We start from the raw sequence: 18,707 nt of genomic DNA on the forward strand, positions 1-18,707 counted from the left end.
GATGGGGCCTCCCCTGGTCGAGCGAAGCCGAGAGCTCGGGGAAGGAGCGTCGTTGACTGACGACAACGCCGCAAGCGGAGTCGCAGGGCGTCGGGCGCCCGCTCCCTATCGTGGGGGAGGTCGTTACGGTGGCAGGGGACCTTCCTGACGTTCCGAGTCTTGCACCGGGCAGTGACAACCGCAGCCCGCACCCGAGGGGCGGGCCGCGTCGGTGTCGAAACTGAGCGCCAGCCTGGCAAGCAGGGTGGGCGCGAGGCGCAGCGGCTCGGGGTCGGTCCGGGCCGTGACGTCGACGGGTTCGGGCAGGAAGCCCGTGGGCGCGCAGCGCTGCCTCCTGCTCGGCAAGGAGGGCGAGGCGTTCCGCGGAGGGGTCGGGGTGGAGCGGGCCCTTCACGTACACGGCATCGACATCACCGCGCCGCAGCGCCGCCGGCTCGGCGGCCCACTGGCGTTCGTGCTCCGAGGCGGGTACGTCAACGAGCGTGGCGTCGTCAAGTGCGAGTCCGGCGCAGGCGAGCGCGCCCTCGAAGCCGCGCGCACCGACTGGTTCCAGTCGCAGGCCCGCTCCTGCGCGCGGGCCCCGGAGATCCTGCTGCTGTCCCCGGCGGAACGCCGACCGCCCATGCCGTGAGCCGAAGGCACTGTCGGCGTCGCGTGGCACGATATGAATCGCTCGGGGCAGGTGCCGGGCAGGACGGCAGCCGGACTGCGCGGACAGAGGAACGTACATGACAGAGGCCGGACCGACGGAGGCCGGAGCCCCCACGGGAAGGGGCGCCCGGGAGCTGCTGGCGCAGGCCGAGCAACTGCTGGACACGGCGCGCACGGTGCTGGCCGATCACGCCCGCGCCGTCGATGCCGTGCACACGGCGCTGGCTCCGCTGCTCGATTCCCTCATCCGTCGCGAACTGTCGGCCATCCCGGTCTCCAGGCTCAAGGACGTCACCGAGGGCAGATTGCGGCTCGGCGCGATCGAACAGGCCGGCTTCACGACCGTCGGCCAGGTCCACGAGGCGAACCGTTACGAGCTCCGCCAGATCCCCGGGGTCGGCGCGCAGACCGCCGACCAGGCGCTGGCCGCGGCCGGGCAGATCGCCCACGCGGTACGGGACACCGTCGCGGTCCGGATGGACGTGGACACCCCGGACGACTCCACGACCGCGTTGGTCACCGCCTTGCACCGGCTGGTCGAGGCCGGTCCCGACGTCCGCCGGGCCGTGGATGCGGCGGGCCGGCTCGTCGGACGCCTCGATCCCTTGTTGGCCGCGGCGGGACCCGCGCGGGGGCGGCTGCGCATGCTGTTCACCCGGCGCCGGGCCCGCGCCCAGGCGCTGGAAGCCGTGACCTCGGTACGGGCCGCCGTCGCCGAGGCAGCCGCGCGCGGGCTTCTCCTGCTGTTCGGACAGGTGTCGGTCGATCTGCTGCGGGACGCGGAGTCGGACGTCGCGGCGTGGGTCGACTTCGAGCTGCGCTCCGCCGAGTACTACAGCCTGCTCGCCGAGATGTCGGACACCGGCCCGGACCGGGACGCGGCCGAGGGGTTCCTCCCGTCCGGGATCGCGGACCGGGTGCGCGATCTGCGGCTGGACGACGCCCATCTGCGTGTCTCCCTGCGCGGCTACCAGTCGTTCGGCGCCCGGTTCGCGCTCGCGCAGAAGCGGGTGATCCTCGGCGACGAGATGGGGCTCGGCAAGACCGTCCAGGCCATTGCCGCGCTCGCGCACCTCTCGGCGCGGGGCGAGACACACTTTCTGGTGGTCTGCCCGGCGAGCGTGCTCATCAGCTGGGCGCGCGAGGTCCGTTCCCGCTCCACCCTGCGCGCGCTGCCGGTGCACGGCCCCGAGCGACAGGGCGCCTTCACCGAGTGGCGTGAGACCGGCGGGGTCGCCCTCACCACGTTCGATGCCCTGCACACCCTGCCGCCCGCCCGGGACTGCGGCATAAGGCCCGGCATGCTGGTGGTCGACGAGGCACACTACGTCAAGAACCCCGAGACCCGCCGTTCCCGGGCGGTGTCCGGCTGGACGCAACGTACCGAACGGGTGCTGTTCCTGACCGGTACGCCGATGGAGAACCGGGTCGAGGAGTTCCGCAGCCTCGTCCGCCATCTCCAGCCCGAACTGGCGCCCTCGATCCACACCACCCATGGAGCCGCCGGTTCGCACGCGTTCCGCAGGGCCGTCGCCCCAGCCTATCTGCGGCGCAATCAGGAGGATGTGCTGACCGAACTCCCGGCGCTGGTGCAGGTCGACGAGTGGGAGGAGTTCAGCGAGGACGATCTCGATGCCTACCGCGAGGCGGTGGGCGCCGGGCACTTCATGCGGATGCGCCGGGCCGCGTACGCCCGGCCCGCTACGTCCGCCAAGCTTCACCGGCTGCGCGAACTGGTCGCGGAGGCCGCGGACAACGGCCTCAAGGTCGTCGTGTTCTCGTACTTCCGCGAGGTGCTCCTCACCGTCGGACAGGCCCTGGGAGAAAGCGTGTTCGGACCTCTCGCGGGGAGTCTCCCGGCCGCCCGGCGCCAGGAGATCATCGACGACTTCACCGCCGAGGAGGGGCATGCCGTCCTGCTGAGTCAGATCCAGGCCGGCGGGGTCGGGGTGAACATGCAGGCCGCCTCGGTCGTCATCATCTGTGAACCGCAGATCAAGCCGACGATGGAGCACCAGGCGGTGGCCCGCGCCCATCGGATGGGACAGATACGGACCGTCCAGGTGCACCGGCTCCTCGCGGCCGACAGCGTCGACGAACGGATGCTGAACATCCTGGCCCGCAAGGAGCGACTCTTCGACCTGTACGCACGGCGCAGCGCCGTCGCCGAGACGACGCCGGACGCCGTGGATGTGTCGGACGGGGCTCTGGCCCGACGCGTCGTCGAGGAGGAACAGCTGCGCCTCGCCACCGGAGCGGCCGGAGCAGCCGGAGCAGCCGGAGCGGTGTCCGAGACCTGACTGTGTCAGGACCCGTGCGCCGCCGGGCCGTGGGCAGCCGACTCCTTCGCCGTCTCGCCGGGAGCGGTTTCGCCCGAATCGGTCCTGCCGGGAGCCGTACTGCCCGGAGCGGTCTTGTCCGGAGCGGTCGTGTGGGTCGTCATGTCGTGCGGGTCGTACCCCGGCACGGTGCCGTCCGGCTTGGCGACCAGCAGCAGTCCGGCCATGCCCATGTCGGAGTGGCTCTGCACATGGCAGTGGTACATCCAGGCACCGGCGCCCACGTGTTCGCCCGCGATGACCTGGAACCCGAAGGAGTCCGCCGGGCCCACGATCTTCGTGTCGATGACCCGGCTCGGATCGTCGGGGCCGGCGAGCAGGCCGGTTCGGTTGTCCGCCCAGCGATGACCGTGGATGTGGAACGTGTGGTAGTACTCGCCGTGGGTGATCATGACCACTTCGAGCCGGTCGCCCACCGTGACCTCGAAGTCGGGGCCCTCATGGGCCGCCTTGTTGTTGATCGTCATGTCGTTGAAGACGATCGTGATCGTCCTGTCCGGCAGGATGTCTCCCTTGCGCCGGACGATCAACGGACCGTACAGGCCCTTGCGGATGCCGCCGGTGCCGTGGTCCGTTCCGACGACATGGTCGTGGTAGTGCCAGTAGCCCGCACTGCCCGGCTGCCAGGTGCCGTCCTTGCGCCGGCCCGGCGCATGGGTGCGCCAGGTGTAGGTGCGGGTGTCGCCCGGCTCGACGATGCTCCTGTTCATCCGGGTGCCGTCACTCGCGATGTCGTAGTCGACGCCGTGCGCGTGAAGACTGGCCGGCACGTCCATCGCGTTCTCGAACTCGATGTGCAGGGTGTCGCCCTCGTTGATCTCGATGAGGGGTCCGGGCACCGATGCCTTGCCCTTCTCCAGGGCGTACCCCATCCGACCGTCCGCCAGCTTCTCCGCGTACAGCTTGAGATGGCGGACGACACCTCCTGCCGGGGCGGTCTTGGGCGGGGCCTCTGCCGAGCCGGCCTCGATCGTACCGAGCGACAACGATGTCACGCCGGTCGCGGCCGCCACCCCACCGCTCACCAGAATCCGTCGGTTGAAGCTCCTTCTGTCCATGTCGAACTCCCCACTGCACTAAGGAATTTACGGAGTCTTTGTGAACGCGCCCGGCTCTCGGGGACTGCGGAGATACGGAGGTTACGGGGATCGTGGCGGCTTCAGGGGGCGCCGGGGTGGGCGGGGCGCGGGCACCCCCGGACGGCCCACACCGTAGCCGGGGGATCTTCGTTTATCCACACCCAGGACAAAGTTCGTGCCATTGCCGCCATAGCTATTGGCGAGTCGCGAAAAGAGGTCTAGCTTCATCCGCTGTTGCAGTGACCAAAGAGGGGTGGGTGACCACATGCAGCGCACACCACATCACAGGTCCAGATCGCGACGCGGACTTGCGGCGGCCCTGGCGGCCGGCGCACTGACCGCCTCCTTGCTCGGCGCCAACACGGCCAACGCCAGGCCCTATCCGGAGCCGCCGCGAAGTATGGCGACAACGTTGTCCCTCCCGTCGCCGCCGGGCGGCGCCAACGTCAAGGTGCTGGTGTTCCACGCCTCCGCCACCGAGGAGTCCCCGACCGTCGACGCCGGAATCGCGGCGATCGAGAGGATCGGTCTCACCGGGCCGGAGGCCGGCCGGTTCAGGACCGTCGCCACCGACGACCCGGCCGTCTTCACCAACGGCAAGCAGCTCGGCAAGTACAACGCCGTCGTCTTCCTGACCGGTGGCGGCGATGTGCTCGACCCGGAGCAGGAGGCTGGTCTTGAGGCGTACATGGAGGCGGGCGGCGGATTCCTCGGCATCCATGACGCGGCGCGCACCGAGCCGTACTCCGACTGGTTCACCGGCCTGGTCGGGGCCCGTCCGGCAGCCGGCAGCCCAACCAACGTACAACGTGCGACAGTTGAGATCGGGGACCGGCAACATCCGGCGACCAAGAACCTGCCGCTGGAATGGAAGCGCCCGGACAAGTGGCTGAACTGGACGAAGAATCCGTCCGGTGATGTGCACACCGTGGCGCGCGTCCGGGAGATCACGTACAAGCCGGGCACGAGCGCCAACGGCTGGGACCACCCGGTCTCCTGGTGCCGCGACTACGACGGCGGCAGGTCCTTCTACACGGCGATGGGCGGTACGGCCGACAGCTTCGCGGAGACCGACTTCCGCGACCATCTGCGCGGCGCGCTCGACTGGACGACGCGGATCTCGCAGGCCGACTGCAAGGCGACCATCAACGCCAACTACAAGGCGGAACGCGTCACTCAGCCCAATCAGGCTGGCCAGAACGACCAGATCGGCGAGCCGCACGGCCTGGTCGTCGCCCCGGACGGGCGGGTGCTGTACATCGGGCGCGGTGGCGCCGACAGCAGCAAGCCGGTCGTCACCGACTGGAACGACCCGGACATCGGCAAGGGGCTGGGACAGATCCATGTCTACGACCCGAAGACCGGGAAGGTCACCCTCGCCGGCGCGCTGACGATCTTCGGCAACAAGGGCGGCGGCGACGAGCTGGTCAAGGTCGAGGAGGGGCTGCTCGGGATCGAGCTGGATCCGGACTTCGAGAAGAACGGCTGGGTGTATCTCCACTACACGCCCCACTCGAAGATCGACCGCGACAAACAGATGGCGGTACGCCAGGTCTCCCGCTTCACCCTCGACCTGGCGACCAACAAGCTCGATCTGTCCTCCGAGAAGGTGCTGTTGCACTGGCCGGTCCAGATCCACAGCTGCTGCCACGCCGGCGGCGGGATGGCGTGGGACTCCAAGGACAACCTGTACATCGCCACCGGGGACAACAACTCCTCAGGCTTCAGCGACGGTTACTCCGGAAACAACCCCGCGCCCAACTACAGGGGCGTCTCGTTCGCCGATGCCCGGCGCACCGCGGGCAACACCAACAACCTCAACGGCAAGATCCTGCGGATCCACCCCGAGGACGACGGCACCTACACACTCCCCGAGGGCAACCTCTTCACCGGCAAGGAGCCCGACGAAGGCGGCGGCAAGACCCGCGGCGAGATCTATGTGATGGGTGTGCGCAACCCGGCCCGGATCTCCGTCGACAAGACCACCGACACGCTGTACGCAGGCTGGGTCGGCCCCGACGCGGGCTCGCCGAGCACCACTTGGGGTCCGGCCAAGTACGACACGTTCGCCGCGATCACCAAGGCGGGCAACCACGGCTGGCCGTACTGCATGGGCAACATGCAGCCGTACCGGGACCGCAATCTGCCGGACCCGAACAAGCCGCTCGGCTGGTACGACTGCGGCCATCCCAAGAACGAGTCGCCGAACAATGACGGCTTGGTGAATCTGCCGCCGATCACGTCCAACACCATCTGGTACTCGCCGCAGGGCGGTGGTGTGGACTACCCGCGTGACGCGTACGGCATCCCGAGCTACAAGGTGGAGGAGCAGAAGCAGCTCCTGCCGTGGCTGAAGGGCGGCGGCCAGGCCACGATGAACGGCCCGGTCTACAGGTACGACGCGGCGAGCACCAGCGCCGACAAGTGGCCCTCCTACTGGGACGGCAAGTGGTTCGTCGGAGACTTCTACGACGGCACCCAGCCGCGGCACGCCGTGCTCACCGACCCGAAGACGGCCGGCAAGGGCGGTCTGCCCACGCACGCCGAGTCCCTGAAGAAGATCATCCCGGTCGGGGCCGACGGCATCCGCAACCTGATGGACTGGAAGTTCGCCCCGGACGGTTCGCTGTACGTCCTGGACTACGGGCGCGGCTTCTTCACCTCCGACTCCAAGTCCGCGCTGTGGCGTGTGACGTACAAGGGCGGCGGTGCGACGCCGGCCGCCGAGGATCTGGCCAGGAAGGCGGCAGTGCAGTGAGACACCGTTCGATCTTCTCGCGACAGCGGTACGGGCCCGCCCGGTTGTGGCTCGCCCTGCTGGGTTCGTTCCTGATGGTGCTGGGGCTGACCTCGACGGCGGCGTACGGCCGTACGGCTGCTCCCGCCGCCGCGGCGGGAGACCAGGTCCTCACCTGGACGGCGGGCGACCCCATCGACCACTATCTGTCCGCTCCGAAGACCGCGGTGGCCGGCAGGGCGACCATCGTCTTCGAGAACAGCGCGGCGACCGGCAACACCACGGGGATGCCGCACACCCTCACCTTCAGCGTCTCGGACCCGGAGTTCAACAACGACGTCACGCTGAACATCCTGGCCAACCCGGCCGACGACCAGGGCGGCAGGCACACCGCCGAGGTCACGCTCTCCCCCGGCCGGTACTTCTACCACTGCACCATGCCCGGGCACGAGGCGATGCAGGGCATTCTCACCGTGACGGACGGCGGAGGTGCTGACACCACGGCACCCGAGACCTCGGCGAAGGTCGACGGCGACAAGAATGCCGACGGCGCGTACATCGGTCAGGCGACGGTCACCGTCTCGGCGACCGACGACAGCTCCGGCGTCGACACCGTCGAGTACGCGGTCGGGGCGGACGGCGCCTGGCAGCCGTACACCACACCGATCGTGGTGAACGAGGTAGGTACGCACACCATCCGGTACCGCGCCATCGACAAGGCGGGCAACACCGCAGCGGAGAAGTCCGTCGACTTCGCGGTCGCCGCACCGCCGACGGACGACAAGACGCCGCCGGAGACCTCGGCGACCGTGTCGGGTGAGAAGGACGACCAGGGGCAGTACCTGGGAATGGCGACGATCACCGTGACCGCCTCCGACACCGGGTCCGGTGTCAACACCATCGAGTACGCGGTCGGGGCGGACGGCGCCTGGCAGCCGTACACCGCCCCCGTGATGGTGCACGAGACCGGCACGCACCAGGTCCGCTACCGGGCCACCGACAGGGCGGGCAACACGACAGCGGAGAAGTCGGTCGAGTTCACCGTCGTCGCACCGCCGACACAGGACAAGACGCCGCCGGAGACCTCGGCCAAGGTCGCAGGCGACAAGAACTCCGACAACGCCTACATCACCAGCGCCAAGGTCACGGTCACCGCGACCGACGCCGAATCGGGCGTGGACAGGATCGAGTACTCGCTCGACGGCGGCCCGTACCTCGCGTACACCACCACCGTCATCGTCGACCGCGTCGGCTATCACACCGTCGCACACCGGGCGACGGACAAGGCCGGCAACACCTCCGTGGCGAAGCAGGTGTCGTTCACCGTCGCGGAGAGCGGGGGCGTACCGGCGCCGAACTGCCCTGAGTTCGACGAGCGCCTCACCGTCATCGTCGGCACGGTCGACACCGGAGTACCCAACCGCATCACCGGCAACCGCTGCACCATCAATGAGCTGATCGAGGACGAGAAGGACTGGTCGTCGCACGCGCTGTTCCTCAAGCACGTCGACAGCGTCCTGGACAAGCTGCTCGCCGCGGGTGTGATCGACGCACGCGAGCACAAGAAGATCTACCGGGCGGCCATGCAGTCGGGGATCGGCAAGCCGGGCCAGGACGAGGGCTACAAGAAGCTCTTCGACGGCACGGCGGAGTCGTTCGCCAAGTGGCAGCAGGTCGGTGGCGGCAAGTTCGGGCTCAATGCCGATGGCACGATCACCAGCTCCACCACGGTGGACGGCATGGGCATGCTCTGGTTCCCGGGACGGCAGTACGGCGACTTCTCACTGAAGCTCCAGTGGCGCGACGACGCTCCCGGCACGGGCAACGCCAACAGCGGTGTGTTCGTCCGCTTCCCGAACGTCCACGACAACCCGGAGGAGTCACGTCCGGAGTGGGTCGCCATCAAGTACGGCCATGAGGTGCAGATCCTCGACCGTCCGGACGGCGACATGTACAAGACCGGCTCGATCTACGGCTTCGACCGGATCGGTCTGGCCGGCGCCGGTGTTACGCCCAAGGGCACCTGGAACGACTACGAGATCCAGGTGGTGGACCAGCACTACTCGGTCTACCGCAACGGTGTCCTGCTGAACGAGTTCGACAACAACGGCGGTCAGGTCTTCGAGCCGCCGCGGGGCGACGATCCGGGCACCGATGGCCGGCGGTACGCCTCCGGTTACATCGGTCTCCAGGTCCACAGCACCACGGACGTGGTCTCGTACCGCGACATTCGTATCAAGGAGCTGTAGCCCGGACCGGCATCAGATGGCCGCGGCCGCATGCTGAGGCATGTGGCCGCGGCCGCGATGATGAACAGGAGCACGGCGGCGGGCAGATAAGGGGACGCCTTGAACGCCGCCCATCGGTCACCGGGGGCCGGTGGCCGGGCATGTTCCCCGCGCGGGGTGACGGGCTCCAGGTCGGGTGCGCTCATGCATCGCCGTCCCCGCCGTGCCGGGCCCTGCTCGGCTGGACCCGTTTCGGCTCGCCCGGCATCTTCGGGTACTCCGGCGGGTACGGCAGTTCGCCGAGCCCGTGCTCCCGCTCGTCCCGGTCGGCCAGCTCCAGCAGCCCGTCGAGCCGGAACGCGTGCTCGTCCATGTCCACGTGCACATCACCGGCCTCGGCATAGCGCCCGGGCATGGTCCTGATGTCGAAGTCGCGCGGTTCGGCGTCGTCGATCTCCTCCCAGCGCAGCGGGGCGGAGACCGGGGCGTGCGGGAAGGGGCGTACGGAGTAGGCGGAGGCGATCGTGCGGTCGCGGGCCGTCTGGTTGTAGTCGACAAAGATCCGCTCACCGCGCTCCTCCTTCCACCAGGCGGTGGTCACCCGGTCCGGCATCCGGCGTTCCAGTTCCCGCCCGGTGGCGATGGCGGCGCGCCGGACCGCGGTGAAGGTCCACTTCGGCTCGATGGGGACGAAGACATGGATGCCCCGGCCGCCGGAGGTCTTGGGCCAGCCGCGCAGACCGTGCTCGTCGAGGACGGACCGCAGCTCGTGGGCGGCCCGCACCGCGTCCGCGTAGTCCGTTCCGGGCTGTGGGTCGAGGTCGATGCGCAGCTCGTCCGGGTGGTCGGTGTCGGCCCTGCGGACGGGCCAGGGGTGGAAGGTGAGCGTGCCGAGGTTGGCCGCCCAGATGACGGCGGCGAGTTCGGTGGGGCAGATCTCGTCGGCGGAGCGGCCGCTGGGGAAGTCGATCCTGGCGGTGGGGATCCAGTCGGGGAGGTTCTTCGGGGCCCGCTTCTGGTAGAAGAACTCGCCCTCGACACCGTCGACGAAGCGCTGGAGGGTGGTCGGCCGGTCGCGCAGGGCGCGTGTGATGCCCGGGCCCACGGCCAGGAAGTACTCGGCCACGTCCCTCTTCGTATAGCCCTTCGCCGGGAAGTAGACCTTGTCCGGACTGGACAGCCGTACGGCCCGTCCGTCGGCTTCGAGCTCCACCGCTTTTCCCGCTGCACCCATGACGGTCACGGTAGGCCGGGTCCACATATGCCGCATATCGGGAGACTTAGGCGCGTCCGTCGGCAAGAATCGGGCCATGGATCTGCCGGTGATGCCGCCTGTGAAGCCGATGCTCGCCAAGTCCGTCTCGAAGATCCCGCCCGGTATGCAGTACGAGGCCAAGTGGGACGGTTTCCGCGCGATCGTGCACCGCGACGGCGACGAGGTGGTGATCGGCAGCCGTACCGGCAAGCCGCTCACCCGTTACTTCCCCGAGCTGGTCACCGCCGTCCGCGACAATCTGCCGCCGCGCTGTGTGATCGATGGCGAGATCGTGATCGCGTACGGCGGACGGCTGGACTTCGACCGGCTCAGCGAGCGCATCCACCCCGCCGATTCCCGGGTGCGGCTGCTCGCCGAGCGGACCCCGGCCAGTCTGGTCGCCTTCGACATCCTGGCGGTGGGCGACGATTCGCTGCTCTCCCTCCGGCAGTCCGAGCGGCGTGCCGTGCTGGAGGCGTCCCTGTCCGGCGCGTCGGCCCCCGTCCATCTCGCACCGGCGACCACGGACCGGGCAGTCGCCCAGGAGTGGTTCGAACGGTACGAGGGCGCGGGACTCGACGGCGTGGTCGCCAAACCGCTCGATCTGCCGTACCGCCCCGACACCCGGGTGATGTACAAGATCAAGCACGAGCGGACGGCAGACTGCGTGGTGGCGGGCTACCGCCTCCACAAGAGCGGCCCGGTCGTCGGCTCGCTGCTGCTCGGCCTGTACGACGCCGAGGGCGTCCTGCAGCACGTCGGGGTCTGTGCGGCCTTCTCGATGAAGCGGCGCGCCGAGCTCCTGGAGGAGCTGGAACCACTGCGCATCGAGCCGGCCGGCCACCCGTGGGCGGCCTGGACGGACGCGACGGCGCACGAGGGGGCACGACTGCCCGGGGCACCGAGTCGCTGGTCGGGCAAGAAGGACCTGTCCTGGGTGGCGCTCAGCCCGGAACGGGTTTGTGAGGTGGCGTACGACCACATGGAGGGCGACCGTTTCCGGCACACCGCGCAGTTCCGCCGGTGGCGTCCGGACCGCGCCCCGGACGGCTGCACGTACGCGCAGCTGGAAGAGGTGGTGCGGTACGACCTGGCCGAGGTGCTGTCAGCCGGCGGGCGCTGAGCCCGAGGGCGAGGCGCACGGCTCCTCAGTCGTACCCGGGTCGGGTGTCGGGGACTCGGTGGTTCCGGTCGAGTCGGTCGGGTCCGGTGACGGCGAGTCGCTCGGGCAGCCGGGGTCCGGGGCCGAGGTGCTGGGGTCGGGGCTGGTGCCGGGGTCCGGGGAGGCCGGTCCGCTGTGCGTCGGGTCAGGTGAGGCGGTGCCCGGATCGGTGGGGTCCGGGGACCCGGTGGGGTCCGGGGACCCGGTGGGGTCCGGGGACCCGGTGGGGTCCGGGGAGCTTGTCGGTGGGCCGGAGGGCCTCGGGGACGATGAGGGCGAGGGGCCGTGCGAACCGCCGGGCTGCGGGCCGATGACGATGCCGCCGCCCGGGGCTCCGGGACCGCCCACCGGGTGCGTCGGCTTGTTCGGTCCGCCCGCGCCGGGGCTCTTCGGGACGGTGCCCTTGCCGTCGGCCACCGGGTGGATGCCCTTGCGGTAGAACTCCAGCCAGGACAGCACGGTGCGCAGGTAGGTGTCCGAGTGGTTGTAGCTGAGGATCGCCCGGTCCAGGTCGGCCTTCACCGAAAGATCGCGCGGTCCGGCACAGAGGTAGTACCCGGCGGCGAGGGCGGCGTCGTAGACGTTGTTCGGATCGCGGCGGCCGTCGCCGTTGCCGTCCTTGCCCCAGTGCGCCCAGGTGGACGGGATGAACTGCATCGGGCCGACCGCCCGGTCGTGGGTGCTGTCGCCGTCGTACTGGCCGCCGTCGGTGTCCGGAATGTTGGCGAATCCGGCGCCGTTGAGGACCGGCCCGAGGATCGGGCCGAGCGTCGTGCCGTGGGCATCCACCCGTCCCCCGCCCGCCTGGCCCGACTCGACCTTGCCGATCGCCGCGAGTAACTGCCACGGCAGATGGCATCCGGGGTCGGTGCGTCCGAGCGCGCTCTCCGCCTTGCGGTAGGCAGCGAGCACCGTGGCCGGGATGCCCGCCTCGGCCCACGACCGCGCGACGGCCGGGCTCCGCTTCACACCGGCCTTCGGCGGCGTCGGCGACAGGAGCGGCGGCAGTTCGGTGTGGTACGAGTCGTCGTTGGGCACGTGCGACCACTTGACCTCGTCGGCTTCCTGGCGCTCCTTCGCGGTCTGTTCATGGCGGACGAGTCCCGGTGCCTGGGACGCGGTGAGCGCGGCCATCGCGGCGACCGCGGCTGCCGTGCCGCCGATTCCCCGGCGCATGATGCCGTTGAACCTCATGCGTGCTCCCCTCTCCCCCGGGTCACCGGGCGAACGTGTCGATGCCGGAGATCCGCCAGGTGTCGCCGCGGCGAACAGCGTCCACGGCGAACATGGCCGCCGCGTAGGTCGTCTCGTCCGACGTGCCAGTACGGGTGTTGCTCTGGTCCGCGAAGATCAGCAGCCGGGCCCGGTCGCCGTCGAGGAGTTCCACACCGCTGTCCGTGACGGTCGTGGTCAGCACGAGCTTCTGCTTCTGCCCCTGCTTCCGTACCTGCGCGAGCATGTCCGCGTGCTGCTGGACCGCCTTGCCGACCAGGTAACTCTTCACCGCGCGCTCGGACTTGGCGGGCGAGGCGTAGTTGTACGAGAACACCGCGCCCACCGCCTCGGAGATCTGCCCCTTCACCTCGCTGGTGCGGCTGATGTCGGTGAGGGCCGTGTTCCGGCGGGCCGGGTCGTCACGCAGGCTCGCGGCCGAGCCGAACGCCCAGGCGGCGAAGGCGCCGAGGAGCACGGTGAGGGCGCAGAGGACGGCGGGCAGCCGGATACGGAGGCGGGGCGGCGGCTCGCGTCGCGATTCCACCTTCTCCCGCTTCTGCGACTCCCCCGTATCGGCGTCGTCGGTGGCCACGTCATCGACAGTGGTGGCTTCCGCAGCTGGGGTCTGCCCGGACTCCTCATGTGATGTGCCCGGGGGCGCGGGCTTGCGCTGCGGGGCGGCAGCGGTGGCGCGTTCCGCGGCGACGGTGGCCAGACGGCGTTGACGGTTGACGAGGTGACGGGTCGTCGACATGTCCGGGGTCCTCTCGGGTGGCGGGGTGGGAGTCGGTGGCGTCAGCCGGCCGTGTTGCCGACGGGTGCCTGGCCGAGGGCGCTGAGCTTCCACCCCTCGGAGGTACGGGTGAGCTGCCCGAGCATCCGGCTCTCCTTCACCGCGGGCTTGCCCTTGGGCGCGGTCACGGTGACCCGCAGCGCCACCATCACCCCGGCCTTGCCGGCCCGGTCGTCGAGTTCGGTCACCGCCCCGGACAGAATCTGGGCCGTGCTGACGGTCTTCGCCTGCTGGATCTGCTTCACGAACGCGTCACGGCCGTTGACGAGTTGCTGGTGCAGATCTCCGGTGGTGGAGTCCTCCCAGCTGTCGAGGCCCTTCGCCAGCTTCCGGTGGTCCAGGGTGTTCATGTTCTGCACGGCCTGTTCGCCCGCGGCCAGCGCGTCGTCGCGGACCTGTGCGTACGCCGCCGATTCGTCGTGCGCGGCGTCGTAACGGGACACCCCGCCCCAGCAGGCCGCGACGGCCGCCGCGGCCGTCAACGCGATCGCCACCGCCACCAGCGGGTTCCTCGTCATCCGTACCCGTGCCATTGCTGTCTCTCCCCTGCGGCCGATCCGTGCCGATTTGGACGAGTGTGGGCTCTGCTATCTGGAGGTGATCTCGACAACGGTCCAGTGGCCGTCCCGCAGTTGGGCCGTGACGGAGAGCTGTGCCGCCGCCGTGGTGGCCGGCTTTCCTTCGCGTTCGTAGACCTGGTCGAGGAAGACGAGCAAGTGGGCGCTGTTGTCCGCCAGCCGGGTCACTCCGGCGCGTACGACATGGGTGGTGAGCGTCAGCTTCTGGTCTGCTGCCTGCTTCTCGACCTGGCCGAACAGGGCCGCGTACTGCTGGAGCGCCTTGCCCGCCAGGAGTTGTTTCGCCGCCTCCTTGGTTACGCCCGTTGCCTGCGGGCTGTAGGAGAAGACCTTGCCGAGCGCATTGCTGACATCGCCCGCGACGCGGGTGGTCGCCTCGCTGTCGGTCAGCGCACGGTTCGATGTGGCGGGGGTGTCGCGCAACTGCCTGCCCTTGGCGAAGAATCCGCCGCCGGCCGCGAGCAGCGCGACGACCAGTACCGCTGCCACGATGCGCGGCCACCGGCGGGCCGACTCGGGCGCGTCCGGCCGGTCTTCATCAGCGGCCGCGTCGAGATCCTCGACGCGGCCGACTTCCTCCACGTCCACGTCCGTGCTCACGACCTCCGCCCCTCCCCGCTGCTTCATGCGCCGCCCTTTACGGGGATCGCCGCGAGCGCCTTGATCTTCCAGCCGTCCGCGGTCCGGGCGAGCGTGGCCTCGAAGCGTTTACGTTCGGTGCCGCCCTTGCCGGTGCGCGGGGTGACTTCGACATCGACCGTCGCGATCAGTTCCGCCGTGCCGGTGCGCTCGTCGAGTGCGGTGAGCGCCGCGTCGGTGACCCTGCCGCGTGCGGTGGAGCCGGACTTCGTCAGTTCGCTCGCGTCCTTGCTCCGGGTGCGCCCCAGCTGGTCGTGCAGCGGCCCGGTGGAGGAGTCGAGCCAGGCGTCGAGGCCCGCGTCGACGCTCTTGGCATCCTTCCCGTCGAGGCTGTTCAGCCGGGCGAGGTGGCGCTTTCCGTCGGCCAGCGCGACATCGCGGTTCTTCGCGTACGACAGGTCTTCGTCACCGCGCGCGTCGGCGTACGACCAGCCGCCGAGTGCGCAGATCAGCGCGGCGGCGAGCAGTACCGCCCAGCCGCTCAGGGTCTTCGTACGGGACGTCATGCGCCGCCTCCCTGTCCGAGTCCCAGCAGGCCGGCCATGCCGTCGGCCGCCGACGGGGTGTCCCCGGTGACGCCGAGTGCGCCGGGAAGCCGGTCCGCCGAGTCGTGCCCGAGGAGCATCGAGCCGGGCTTGGCGGGCTCGGGCACGGCGCCGCCCTTCGGTGCGTTGGCGCTGCCTCGGACGTTTATGCCGGTGCCGGGCGACGAGGTGCAGCGTGCCTTGGTGTTGACCGGCGGCCCGGCCGAGGTGTCGAGACCGTTGCGGTAGACCGTGGAGCCGTATCCGGCGGTGCAGGGCAGCGGTTCGAAGAAGGTGACCGACATGCCGAACCGGGCCCCGTTCTCGTCCACCGCGCTCGATCCCGCGGCTGCCACCGCGGGCAGTTTCACCAGGAGTTCCTCCAGTCCGCGCTGCCGGGTGACGGCGACCTCGGAGGTGGTGAGCAGGTTCGCGACGACGACGCCGAAGCTCGGGTCGAGGTCCCGCAGCAGTCCGCTGATCTGGCCGGCCGCACCGGGGGCGACGGCGATCAGCTTGCGCAGGTCGGTGTCGGATCCCTTGAGTTCGGCGGCCAGTTGCTCGGCACCGGAGGCGAAGCCCTTGAGTGCTTCGCCCTGTTCGGCCTGGGTGCGCAGCACGGTCTCGCCGTCGGCCATCAGCCGGGTGTTGGCGGGGAGGGCGTCGTCGGCCGCCCGGACGAAATCGCTCCCGGTGTCCAGCAGCACCTGGAGGTCGTCTCCGCGCCCCTCGAACGCGGTGCCGAACTCGTCGACGACCGTGCGCAGGGATTCCGGGTCGACGGAGCCCGCCAGGTCGTTGATGCTGGTGAGGACGTTGGTGACGGGGGCCGGAACGGTGGTGTCGGCCTGGTCGATGACCGAGCCGTTCGCCAGGTACGGGCCGTCGGTGCGGGTGGGCCGCAGGTCGACGTACTGCTCGCCGACCGCGGAGAGATTGGCGACGACCGCCGTGAGGCTGTCGGGGATCTTCGGGGCGTCCTTCTCGATGCGCAGTTCGGCCTCGACTCCGTCGTCGGTGAGCTCGATCGGTCCGACCCGGCCCACGGACACGCCCCGGTAGGTGACGTCGGAGTGGGTGTACAGGCCGCCGGTGCGCGGGAGTTGGACGGTGACGGTGTAGTAGCCGCGCAGGCCGATGTAGTGGCCGAGGTCGGCGTACCGCACCCCCAGGTAGCCGAGGACGAGCACTGCGATGACCAGGAAGGCGATGTTCTTGAGCCGGATGGCGAGGGTGATCACCGGCCGCTCCCGTCCGTGACCGCCGTGGAGACCGAGGGCAGTGGCAGGGGCAGCGCCGAGCCGGATTTCGCGCTCGTGCCGACCGCGGTGGGCCGGGCGGTGTCCGGGACCAGCGGCGGGATGATCTGTGTGCCGGGCATGGCCGTCACATCCAGGTAGACGTTGAGGTAGTCGCCCTTCACCCCGCGCAGCACCTCGTCCGTGAACGGGTAGGTGAGCAGCACCTGGAGGGAGTCCGGCAGGTCGCTCCCGGAGTCGGCGAGCGCCTTGAGGGTGGGGGCGAGGGCCTTGAGGTCGGCGATCATGTCGGCCTTGCTCTTGTTGACCGTGTCGACGGCGACGGCGGAGAGGGTGTCGAGCGAGCGGAGCATGGTGAGAAGCGAACCGCGCTGTTCCTCCAGGACCTTCAGGCCGGGGCTGAGCCCGGTGAGGACCGTGCCGACATCCTGTTTACGGGTGGCGAGGGTGGCGGCGAGCCGGTTGACGCCGTCGAGTGCGTCGGTGATGTCTCCCTTGTGGCCGTCCAGGTTCGTGACCAGGGTGTCGACCCGGTTGAGCATGGAGCGGACCTGGGGTTCCTGTCCGGCGAGTGCCTTGTTGAGTTCGGTGGTGATGGTCTTGAGCTGGTTGACGCCACCGCCGTTGAGGAGCATCGACAGGGCGCCGAAGACCTCTTCGACCTCGGGGTTGCGGTTGGTCCGGGTCAGTGGGATCCGGTCTCCGTCGGCGAGCCTGCCCCGGGCGGTGCCGCTCGCGGGCGGTGAGAGCTGGATGTACTTCTCGCCGAGGAGGCTGGACTGTTCGAGGTGGGCGTAGGCGTTCTCGGGCAGTTCGACCTTGCCGTTGACCCTCATGGTGACCTTGGCGTTCCAGCTGCCCGAGTTCAGGGAGATCTTGGTGACGCGGCCGACGGCGACGTCGTTGACCTTCACCGAGGACTGCGGGGCAAGGCTGAGGACGTCCGCGAATTCCGCGGTGATCTCGTACGGGTGGTCTCCGAGGTCGGCGCCGCCGGGCAGCGGCACCTGGTCGATGCCGGTGAACGTCGGCAGGCCGGCGCCGGTGACGACCAGGGCCAGGCCGACGCCCACGGCCAGCACCGCGACGAGGCCTGTCGTGCGGGCTCCGGGTCTACGGAGGGCACGGCTCATCGGTTTGCCCCCTTCTGCTCCGTGGCGGTCTTCGCCGCGGTGCCGTAGACGGTGCCGACGGGTGGGAGCGGCAGGGCGGGCAGCGCCTTCTGCCGTCTGCCGTCGACCGGTGTGAGGCCCGCGAGCCCGGCGGCCGGGCCCTCGGTGAGCGGACCGCCCATGGAGAGCTCGTTGAGGTTCGTACGGCCGTTGAGGGTGCGGTTCACCGGGTCGTAGGCGTTGACCACGTTGTCCGCCGCGAGCGGCAGTGTGTCCATCGACTCGGCGAGCGAGGCACGCTGGTCGACCAGGGTCTGGGTGAGCGGCACCAGGGCGTCCACGTTCGCCTTCAGCGCGCCACGGTTCTTCTGGATGAAGCTCTTGACCTGGCCCAGAGCGGTGCCCAGTTCCTTCAGTGCCGCGCTGAGGTTCTCCTTGTCGTCGGCGAGGAACCCGGTGACGGAGTTGAGCTGCTGTTCGGCGGCGCGCACATTACCGTCGTTGTCCTTCAGCACGGTGGTGAAGGTCTGCAGGTAGGACAGCGTGTCGAAGAGGTTCCCGCTGCTCTTGTCGAGGGTCTTGGTCGCCTTGCCGAACTGTTCGATGGAGTTCCCGATGGCCTTTCCGTTGCCGTCGAGGTTCTTGGCGCCGGTGTCGAGGAGCCCGGAGAGCGCACCGTCCGCGTTGGCTCCGTCGGGGCCGAGGGCCGTGGAGAGCTCGGTGATGGACTCGTACAGCTGGTCGACCTCGACGGGGGTGGCGTTGTTCGCGGCGGGCAGTACGGCGTTGTCCGCGATCTGCGGTCCGCCGTTGTACGCGGGGGCGAGCTGGACGTAGCGGTCGGCGACGAGGCTGGGGGCGACGACCACGGCGTGCGCTTTCTTGGGGACCTTGATGCCCTTGTCGACCCGCAGGGTGACCTCGACCTCGCCGCCACGCGGCGTGACCGATTCGACCTTGCCGGCCCTGACGCCGAGGATCCGCAGGTCCGATCCGGCGTACACACCCGTGGCCTGGTCGAAGTAGGCGGTGATGGTCGTCGTTCCTTCGTCGTCCATCGCCATCACACCCGTGGTGGCCCCGAGGGCCACGACGGCGAGTCCGGCGCCGATGCCGACGATGCGCGTCATTCTCAT

The 18,707-nt window shown here is 69.7% G+C and carries 15 protein-coding genes; 5 read left to right on the forward strand and 10 right to left on the reverse strand.

Annotation, left to right across the window (positions count from 1 at the left end; genetic code table 11):
* Positions 1–313 precede the first annotated feature (313 nt).
* On the forward strand, positions 314–631 hold the full coding sequence (locus ABTZ94_RS13915; RefSeq protein WP_351200756.1) for a hypothetical protein: 318 nt from the start codon (positions 314–316) through the stop codon (positions 629–631).
* A 97-nt stretch (positions 632–728) separates the two neighbouring features.
* Positions 729–2,951: a DEAD/DEAH box helicase gene (locus ABTZ94_RS13920; RefSeq protein ID WP_351200758.1), complete on the forward strand. Its 2,223-nt coding sequence runs from the start codon at positions 729–731 to the stop codon at positions 2,949–2,951.
* A 5-nt stretch (positions 2,952–2,956) separates the two neighbouring features.
* On the opposite strand, the gene ABTZ94_RS13925 is transcribed toward ABTZ94_RS13920, so the two are convergent.
* Positions 2,957–4,048, reverse strand: a complete 1,092-nt coding sequence (locus ABTZ94_RS13925; RefSeq protein ID WP_351200760.1) for a multicopper oxidase domain-containing protein — start codon at positions 4,046–4,048, stop codon at positions 2,957–2,959.
* Between the two features lie 286 nt (positions 4,049–4,334).
* Here ABTZ94_RS13925 and ABTZ94_RS13930 point away from each other — a divergent pair, with 286 nt between their 5' ends.
* Together ABTZ94_RS13930 and ABTZ94_RS13935 are read left to right on the forward strand one after the other, a co-directional pair.
* Entirely contained in the window at positions 4,335–6,827 is a 2,493-nt protein-coding gene (locus ABTZ94_RS13930; protein ID WP_351200762.1) for a ThuA domain-containing protein, read from the forward strand.
* Between the two features lie 74 nt (positions 6,828–6,901).
* Positions 6,902–9,055 carry an OmpL47-type beta-barrel domain-containing protein gene (locus tag ABTZ94_RS13935; protein ID WP_502967239.1) on the forward strand — a complete coding sequence of 718 codons (2,154 nt, stop codon included), beginning with the start codon at positions 6,902–6,904 and terminating at the stop codon, positions 9,053–9,055.
* A gap of 181 nt (positions 9,056–9,236) precedes the next feature.
* Here the strand turns inward: ABTZ94_RS13935 and ligD are convergent, their stop codons facing one another.
* Entirely contained in the window at positions 9,237–10,247 is a 1,011-nt protein-coding gene (gene ligD / locus ABTZ94_RS13940; protein ID WP_351200825.1) for a non-homologous end-joining DNA ligase, read from the reverse strand.
* Positions 10,248–10,344: 97 nt separating this feature from the next.
* Here ligD and ABTZ94_RS13945 point away from each other — a divergent pair, with 97 nt between their 5' ends.
* Entirely contained in the window at positions 10,345–11,412 is a 1,068-nt protein-coding gene (locus ABTZ94_RS13945; RefSeq protein ID WP_351200766.1) for an ATP-dependent DNA ligase, read from the forward strand.
* Here ABTZ94_RS13945 and ABTZ94_RS13950 read toward each other — a convergent pair.
* From ABTZ94_RS13950 to ABTZ94_RS13985, 8 genes are read right to left on the reverse strand one after another with little or no spacing between them, the layout of a single operon-like run.
* The gene (locus ABTZ94_RS13950; protein ID WP_351200768.1) at positions 11,395–12,645 is read right to left on the reverse strand and encodes a lytic transglycosylase domain-containing protein; all 1,251 of its coding nucleotides are present in this window, start codon (positions 12,643–12,645) and stop codon (positions 11,395–11,397) included. The two genes, ABTZ94_RS13945 and ABTZ94_RS13950, sit on opposite strands and share 18 nt — an antisense overlap.
* 22 nt (positions 12,646–12,667) lie before the next feature.
* On the reverse strand, positions 12,668–13,420 hold the full coding sequence (locus ABTZ94_RS13955) for a hypothetical protein (RefSeq protein ID WP_351200770.1): 753 nt from the start codon (positions 13,418–13,420) through the stop codon (positions 12,668–12,670).
* A 41-nt stretch (positions 13,421–13,461) separates the two neighbouring features.
* On the reverse strand, positions 13,462–13,992 hold the full coding sequence (locus ABTZ94_RS13960) for an Rv1363c family protein (RefSeq protein ID WP_351200772.1): 531 nt from the start codon (positions 13,990–13,992) through the stop codon (positions 13,462–13,464).
* A gap of 54 nt (positions 13,993–14,046) precedes the next feature.
* Positions 14,047–14,637: a hypothetical protein gene (locus ABTZ94_RS13965; RefSeq protein ID WP_351200774.1), complete on the reverse strand. Its 591-nt coding sequence runs from the start codon at positions 14,635–14,637 to the stop codon at positions 14,047–14,049.
* 23 nt (positions 14,638–14,660) lie between these two features.
* Positions 14,661–15,182 (reverse strand): hypothetical protein, encoded by a 522-nt coding sequence (locus ABTZ94_RS13970; protein ID WP_351200776.1) that lies wholly within the window; start codon positions 15,180–15,182, stop codon positions 14,661–14,663.
* Complete coding sequence (locus ABTZ94_RS13975; RefSeq protein ID WP_351200778.1) at positions 15,179–16,441, reverse strand: MCE family protein; 1,263 nt, start codon at positions 16,439–16,441, stop codon at positions 15,179–15,181. The genes ABTZ94_RS13970 and ABTZ94_RS13975 overlap by 4 nt, the downstream gene beginning before the upstream one ends.
* Positions 16,438–17,592 carry an MCE family protein gene (locus ABTZ94_RS13980; protein ID WP_351200780.1) on the reverse strand — a complete coding sequence of 385 codons (1,155 nt, stop codon included), beginning with the start codon at positions 17,590–17,592 and terminating at the stop codon, positions 16,438–16,440. The genes ABTZ94_RS13975 and ABTZ94_RS13980 overlap by 4 nt, the downstream gene beginning before the upstream one ends.
* Positions 17,589–18,707 carry an MCE family protein gene (locus ABTZ94_RS13985; protein WP_351200782.1) on the reverse strand — a complete coding sequence of 373 codons (1,119 nt, stop codon included), beginning with the start codon at positions 18,705–18,707 and terminating at the stop codon, positions 17,589–17,591. Before ABTZ94_RS13985 ends, ABTZ94_RS13980 begins: the two co-directional genes overlap by 4 nt.

This window comes from Streptomyces sp. NPDC002785, from assembly GCF_040295565.1.
Lineage (GTDB): Bacteria > Actinomycetota > Actinomycetes > Streptomycetales > Streptomycetaceae > Streptomyces.

What these genes read in the sequence shown, in the direction of transcription:
- ABTZ94_RS13920 (WP_351200758.1), top strand. Translation starts at nt 729, where the DNA reads ATGACAGAGGCCGGACCGACGGAGGCCGGAGCCCCCACGGGAAGGGGC.
- ABTZ94_RS13925 (WP_351200760.1), bottom strand. Translation starts at nt 4,048, where the DNA reads ATGGACAGAAGGAGCTTCAACCGACGGATTCTGGTGAGCGGTGGGGTG.
- ABTZ94_RS13930 (WP_351200762.1), top strand. Translation starts at nt 4,335, where the DNA reads ATGCAGCGCACACCACATCACAGGTCCAGATCGCGACGCGGACTTGCG.
- ABTZ94_RS13935 (WP_502967239.1), top strand. Translation starts at nt 6,902, where the DNA reads ATGGTGCTGGGGCTGACCTCGACGGCGGCGTACGGCCGTACGGCTGCT.
- ABTZ94_RS13945 (WP_351200766.1), top strand. Translation starts at nt 10,345, where the DNA reads ATGGATCTGCCGGTGATGCCGCCTGTGAAGCCGATGCTCGCCAAGTCC.
- ABTZ94_RS13950 (WP_351200768.1), bottom strand. Translation starts at nt 12,645, where the DNA reads ATGAGGTTCAACGGCATCATGCGCCGGGGAATCGGCGGCACGGCAGCC.
- ABTZ94_RS13955 (WP_351200770.1), bottom strand. Translation starts at nt 13,420, where the DNA reads ATGTCGACGACCCGTCACCTCGTCAACCGTCAACGCCGTCTGGCCACC.
- ABTZ94_RS13960 (WP_351200772.1), bottom strand. Translation starts at nt 13,992, where the DNA reads ATGGCACGGGTACGGATGACGAGGAACCCGCTGGTGGCGGTGGCGATC.
- ABTZ94_RS13970 (WP_351200776.1), bottom strand. Translation starts at nt 15,182, where the DNA reads ATGACGTCCCGTACGAAGACCCTGAGCGGCTGGGCGGTACTGCTCGCC.
- ABTZ94_RS13980 (WP_351200780.1), bottom strand. Translation starts at nt 17,592, where the DNA reads ATGAGCCGTGCCCTCCGTAGACCCGGAGCCCGCACGACAGGCCTCGTC.
- ABTZ94_RS13985 (WP_351200782.1), bottom strand. Translation starts at nt 18,707, where the DNA reads ATGAGAATGACGCGCATCGTCGGCATCGGCGCCGGACTCGCCGTCGTG.